The following is a 1,464-nucleotide window of genomic DNA, read 5'->3' on the forward strand; positions in this document are numbered from 1 at the left end:
TTTGACCTTGCCATCTCCAACATCCCTTTCGGGGATATAGCGGTGTTCGACCCGGAATACACCAATGGCTCGGTATTCAAAAAGATAGCGGCAAGGAAGGTGCATACCTATTTCTTTCTGAAAGGACTGGACACGGTGCGTGACGGCGGTATCGTGGCATTCATCACCTCGCAGGGCGTGCTGGATACGGAGGGCAACGGCGGCACACGCTACATGATGATGAGAAAGGCGGATCTGGTGTCCGCCATCCGCCTGCCGAACAACCTGTTCACGGAAGATGCCAACACGGAGGTGGGGTGCGACCTGATTATCCTGCAAAAGAACGAGGGCAAGGAAGAGCTTTCCGAAGAGGACAAGAGGTTGGGCGATGTCGTAAAGAACAACCATACGGGAATTTCCACCAACGGGTATTTTTTTGACCACCCGGAATACATCATCCACACCGACGCGAAAAGGGATACCGACCCATACGGCAAGCCGGCTATGGTATATACGCACAGCGGCGGCGTGGAGGGCATCGCCACGGACTTGTACCGGATATTGTCGGCGGACCTGTCGGCACGGCTGGACTTGGAACGCTACAATGGCATCAAGGCTGAAAAGCGTGAAACACAGACGATTTCCGTCCAGCCGCAAGTTCAGGAAGTACAACAGCCGAAGGTGGAAATAGAAGAAAAAACGGTACAGCCAAATGCAGAAGCGGTAAAATCCGCACCGCAGGTCGTGGAAACGAAACAGCACGAAGCTCCTGTAATGGACTTGTATGACCTGTTCGGCTACACGCAGGAAGAGCGCAGATTGGCGGAACGGGGACTGAAACCGGAGAGGAAGAAAGGAGCCAAGTCCAAACGCCGGAAGCCGGTGCAACCGTCATTGTTCCCGATGCCTGCTGACGGGCAGGGGGTAACGGCGGAAAAAGAAAATGAAGCGGCAAGAGGCAGAAGTGCGGAAACGGCTCCTGCCATCAGCCCCGAAGAGGTACGGGAGATGGAGGAAATCATCCGTCAAGGGGCGAACGGAATACCGGAAAGACGGCACGAAGAGCCAGTACCCATGCACGGAAAGACCGAAGGTGCTACCGCTCCACCCGAAGACGGTGACCCGGAGGATGCCGTTTACCGCAGTCTGGACTGGGAAACCAACCCGCCCATCAACGGCTTCTATGAAACGATGATGTCACTCACACCCGAAAGGCGTGCCGAACTGCGCCGGATGGGAAAGGAAAAGATGGATGCCAACGCCGCCAAGCAAGCGGATACAGCCCGACCGCAGTCCATACGTCCGTTCTATCCGGTAGAGAACGGCTTTGAGGCAGAGGGAAGAAGACGGATTGAGCGTGTGGAAAGGGAGATGCGCGAGGAGGAAGCAGCCCTGACACCGGAAGAGCGGCAGCGCAGGAAGGAGGAAGCGATGATGCCCCGTCCGTTCAAGGGCATCATGGAAGCGCACCTAAAAGAAGGCTCG

Annotated in this window: 1 protein-coding gene; it reads left to right on the forward strand. The window is 56.1% G+C overall.

Annotation, left to right across the window (positions count from 1 at the left end):
• Positions 1 to 1,464 (forward strand): N-6 DNA methylase (locus B5F34_RS17135; protein WP_162609362.1); only part of this gene is annotated, 1,464 nt, incomplete at both ends.

The sequence above is a fragment of the Mediterranea sp. An20 genome (assembly GCF_002160055.1).
In the GTDB taxonomy this organism is placed as follows: Bacteria; Bacteroidota; Bacteroidia; order Bacteroidales; family Bacteroidaceae; genus Bacteroides; species Bacteroides avicola.